Annotated in this window: 3 protein-coding genes and 1 pseudogene; 1 reads left to right on the top strand and 3 read right to left on the bottom strand. The window is 66.7% G+C overall.

Annotation, left to right across the window (positions count from 1 at the left end):
* The 3 genes from AC04L7_RS12540 to AC04L7_RS12550 form a co-directional block, all read right to left on the bottom strand.
* Positions 1–1,797 (bottom strand): efflux RND transporter permease subunit (locus tag AC04L7_RS12540; protein ID WP_475513115.1); only part of this gene is annotated, 1,797 nt, incomplete at its 3' end.
* A 15-nt stretch (positions 1,798–1,812) separates the two neighbouring features.
* Positions 1,813–2,994 carry an efflux RND transporter periplasmic adaptor subunit gene (locus AC04L7_RS12545; RefSeq protein WP_435998258.1) on the bottom strand — a complete coding sequence of 394 codons (1,182 nt, stop codon included), beginning with the start codon at positions 2,992–2,994 and terminating at the stop codon, positions 1,813–1,815.
* The gene (locus AC04L7_RS12550; RefSeq protein WP_475513116.1) at positions 2,991–3,704 is read right to left on the bottom strand and encodes a TetR/AcrR family transcriptional regulator; all 714 of its coding nucleotides are present in this window, start codon (positions 3,702–3,704) and stop codon (positions 2,991–2,993) included. The genes AC04L7_RS12545 and AC04L7_RS12550 overlap by 4 nt, the downstream gene beginning before the upstream one ends.
* Before the next feature lie 469 nt (positions 3,705–4,173).
* Between AC04L7_RS12550 and AC04L7_RS12555 the strand changes: the two are divergent.
* A pseudogene (locus AC04L7_RS12555) lies at positions 4,174–4,812 on the top strand (NAD-glutamate dehydrogenase); the annotation flags it as partial.

Genomic DNA, 4,812 nt, shown 5'->3' on the forward strand with positions numbered 1-4,812 from the left:
CTGCTGCAGCGTGCCACGGACCTGGTTGAACACCTGCTTGGTCTTCTGCAACGTGTTGCCTGGCGGCAGCTGCACGATGGCCAGCGCATATCCCTGGTCTTCCTCAGGGACGAAGCTGCTGGGCAGTCGAGTGAAGAGGAAGCCAGCCAGCACCGTCAGCAGCGCGAACACGATCATCCAGCGCGGGGCGTGCTTGATCGCGGCGCCGATGTGGCCCACGTAGGTTTTCTCGAGCTTGCCGTAGTACTTCTCGAACGTCCGGAAGATGACGTTCTTCTTCTCGTGGCTGTCGTGCTCGTGCTGCTTCAGGAAGGTCGCGCACAGGGCCGGGGTGAAGCCCAGCGCCAGGAAGGCCGAAAACGCCATCGAGATGGCGATGGTCAGCGCGAACTGCTTGTATATCTCGCCCGAGGCGCCGCCCTGCAGCGCCGACGGGATGAACACCGCCGCCAGCACCACGGTGATCGCGATGACGGCGCCGGTGATCTGGCCCATCGCCTTGATGGTCGCTTCGCGCGGCGGCAGCTTTTCTTCCGCCATGATGCGCTCGACGTTCTCGATCACCACGATGGCGTCGTCGACCACGATGCCGATCGCCAGCACCAGTGCGAACATGGTCAGCTGGTTGATGGTGAAGCCGATCAGGCTCAGGCCCCAGAACGTGCCCAGCAGGGCGACCGGGATGACGAGGGTCGGGATGATGGTGGCGCGGAAGTTCTGCAGGAACACCAGCATCACCAGGAACACCAGGATCACCGCTTCGATCAGCGTCTTGACCACTTCCTCGATCGAGATCTTGACGAAGGTGGTGGTGTCGTACGGCGAGAACCACGTGACCCCGGGCGGGAAGCTCGGCGCCAGTTCATCCATCTTCGCGCGCACGGCGTCGGCGACGTTGAGGGCGTTGGCACCCGGCAGCAACTGGATGGCGAACGCGCCGACCGGCTTGCCGTTGAACTGGGTGTCGAATCCGAAGTTCTGCGCACCGAACTCCACGCGCGCGACATCCTTCAGGCGGACAGTGGAGCCATCGTTGTTCGCGCGCAGGATGATCTGCTCGAACTGCTCCGGCGAGGTGAAGCGGCCTTCCGCCGATACCGTTGCCGTGAACGCCTGGCCTTCCGGCGCGGGATCGGAGCCGACCGAGCCGGCGGCGAACTGCACGTTCTGCGCGCGCACGGCCGACAGGGCCTCGGTGGCCGACAGGTTGTAACCCTGCAGCTTGCCCGGGTCCAGCCACAGGTTCATGGCGTACTCGGAACCGAAGTGCTGCGTGCTGCCGACGCCGGGCACGCGGGCGATCTGGTCGAGCACGCGCGAGGCGACGATGTCGTTCAGGCGATTGCGGTCGATGCTCGCGTTGTCGGACTGCAGGCCCACCACCATCAGGAAGCCTGCGTTCGCCTTCGCCACGACGACGCCCTGTGCGGTGACCTCGCTGGGCAGGCGTGGGGTGGCCAGCGATACCTTGTTCTGTACCTGCACCTGCGCGATGTCGGCGTCGGTACCGGTCTGGAACGTCAGCGTGATCGAGGCCTGCCCGGCGGAACTGGAGCTGGAGCTGAAGTACAGCAGGTTGTCGATGCCGGTCAGCTGTTGCTCGATGACCTGTGTGACGGAGCGTTCGGTGGTCTCCGCGCTGGCACCGGGATAGCTCGCGCTGACCGTGACCTGCGGGGGCGCGATGGAGGGATAGGATTCGACGCCAAGGTTGAGGATCGCGATCACGCCGGCGAGCGAGATCAGGATCGACACGACCCAGGCGAAGATCGGGTGGTTGATGAAGAACTTGGGCATGGGGGAGGGTCCTTCTTACTCGGCCTTGCCTGGCGCGGGCGCGGGCTTGGCCTGGGCGGCCTTGGCGGCGGCCGCCTGTTCGGCGGTCACACCCTTGGCCGGCGCGCCTTCCTTGACCTTCTGCAGGCCCTCGACGATGACCTGGTCGCCGGCCACGAGGCCCTCGGTGACCAGCCAGTCGGCACCGATGGCCTGCTGCGCGTTGACGTTCTTGCGCGCCACGTTGCCGTCCTTGCCGATGACCATCGCATAGGCGCTGACGGTATCGCGCTGGATCGCGCCCTGCGGGATCAGGAAGGCGCCCTTCTGTTCGCCCAGCGTGGCGCGCAGGGTGACGAAGGTGCCCGGCAGGAGGGTGCGGTCCGCATTCGGCAGGGTGGCGCGCAACGAGACGCTGCCCGTGGCGGGATCGACGACGGTGTCGGAGAAGTCCAGCGTGCCAGTCTGGTCGAGCACCTGCCCGTTGGGCAGCACGATCTGCACCGTGCGCTGGCCTTCACCGGCCAGCTGCACCTTGCCTGCGCCCTGGGCCTGCTGGATGGCCTGCATCTCGCTGGCGCTCATCGAGAAGTTGGCGTACAGCGGATCGATCTGGTCGATCGTGGTCAGCAGCGTGGCATCGCCCTGGCCGACCAGCGCGCCCTCGGTGACCTGCTGTTTGCCGGCGCGGCCGGAGATCGGCGCGGTGACGCTGGCGTAGCCGAGGTTGATGCGGGCGGACTCGACGTTGGCGCGCGCTTGCTGCACGGCGGCGGCAGCGCTGCGTTCTGCGGCCTCGGCGTTGTCGAGGTCCGACTTCGACACGAATTTCTGCGGCGCCAGCTGGCGGGCGCGGTCCGCCGACACCTTGGCATTGGCATAGGACGCCTGTGCCGAGGCCAGGTTCGCCTGCGCGGCGCTCAGCGAGGCCTGCAACGGCGCGGGGTCGATCAGGAACAGCACCTGGCCTTCCTTCACGTCGCTGCCTTCCTGGTACACGCGCTTCTGCACGACGCCGGCCACGCGCGCACGCACGTCGGAGCTGCGGAAGGGCGACAGGCGGCCGACGAGGTCGCGCTGCAGCGGCACATCCTGCGGCTTGGCGCTCAGCACCACCACTTCGGGGGGCGGCATCTGCTGCGGTTCGGGCTTGCTGCAGGCGGCGAGGATCGCCAGCAGCGCGCTGGCGAGGACGAGGGAACGGACGGGGGACGTCATGGGGAAGCTCCGTTTCTTTTTCTTGCAGACGTGGGAAGGGAATGCGATGAGCGGATGCGCCGCCCGCGGGGCGCATCGGAAGGGACCGGGTYGGGGGTGTCGGATGAAGCCTGGAAGGCGCGCAGAAAGGCATCTACCGCGAACTCGGCCCAGCGGCGGCGCGCGCGATCGCCCGCGCGATGCCGCACGCCGAACCGCTGCCGTTCGAAGTCCATTCCCACGATCATGCTGAGCAGCAACTCCGCGGCGTAATGCGGATCGTCATGCCTCAACCTGCCTTGGTCCATGGCGTGCTGCAGCCAGGTGGCGAGGCGCTGGACCAGAGTATCGCAGGCCTGCCGGTAGAGATCGCGCGCTTCGTCGGGAAACTGGTGCGCTTCCGCCGCCAGCAGGCGACTGGTGGAGACGATGGCAGGATCGCAGAGATGCCGCAGGTGTTCCGTGGCGAAGTCGACCAGCGCGACGCGGGGATCCTCCACCACCGGCGACAGGCGCGCGGTCGCGACGTCCTGGTGCTCCGCGATCACGCTGCGCAGCAGCTCCTGCTTGCTGCCGAAATGCGCATACAGCGTCTGCTTGGAACAGCCGGCACGGGCGGCGACCGCGTCCATGCTGACGCGGAAGCCCTGTTCCGACATCAGTTCCCGCACGGCGCTATGGACGCGGGCACGACGTTGATCGGGCGCGGAAAGGTCGGGGGAGGGGCGCATACGGACTGGACTATACCGTCCAGTTCAGAATTTTGACAGGCTTGAAAACATGGCATTTCCGTGCACAAAGCGAAGGGTGTACTTCGTGAGGGATGCGTGACGGCGAGGCGCGTGCTTCCGTGCGCTGCCGAATGTTGGTCGCGTTCTCGGCAATCCGCCGAGGCGCTTGCCGACAAACGCCCGTTCCGCTCTCGCTAGACAATCCGGCATGCGATTGCAAGCCGCACCAATGACGCCTCGCAGCAAGTTTTGTCACGGCGTCGGGAGATACAATGACCATTCGACTACCACTTGTTGAGCCATTCTCTGCATGAACGCTGCGCGCAGCCCGAAAAAAGCCGCCAAACCGTCGTCCAAACCGGAAGCCAAGAAGGCCACCCACGCGGTGAGCCCGAAGGCCACGCCCACCAAGAAGGTGGCCGCCCGACCGGAGAAGGCGGCGAAGGCCGCGGAAAAGACTGGCACGGCGATGGCGAAGGCAGGCGAGGCGTTCTCGCTGGCGCCGATCCTCGACGCGATCCGCAAGCGCGTCTCCGGAGCCGCTGCGCAGGCCGAGGCGCGCACGTTCGCCGAAGCGTTCTACAAGCGCATGGAGGAAGACGAGTACCCGCACCACGGTGCGGACGGTTGGGCCGCGATCGCCGCCGATACCCTGGCGTTCGCGCGCACCCGCAAGCCAGGCACCGCCAACGTGCGCATCTTCAATGCCACGCAGAAGACGCACGGCTGGGAGTCGCCGCATACCGTGCTGCAGATCGTCAACGACGACATGCCGTTCCTGGTCGATTCGGTCAGCATGGCGCTGGCCGAGATGGGCGTGGGCGTGCACGTGCTCGGCCATCCGCTGGTGCGGCTGGCGCGCGACAAGGCCGGCAAGGTCACCGCCGTGGGCGAGGGCAAGCATGAGTCGCTGATGCTGCTGGAGATCGACCGCCTGCCGCCGGAGGAAATGGCGCAGGTCGAGAAGCGCATCCGCAGCGTGCTGGAGGAAGTGCGCGCCATCGTGCGCGACTGGTCCAGCATGCGCGAGAAGATGTTGGCCCTGGCCGACGACATGGCGACCCGCCGCATGCCGGTGGACGACGATGGCCGCCGCGAGGCGCAGGAG

The sequence above is a fragment of the Pseudoxanthomonas sp. LjRoot204_2 genome, assembly GCF_056175765.1.

Coding starts and splice junctions, on each gene's coding strand:
- AC04L7_RS12545 (WP_435998258.1), bottom strand. CDS start 2,994: ATGACGTCCCCCGTCCGTTCCCTCGTCCTCGCCAGCGCGCTGCTGGCG.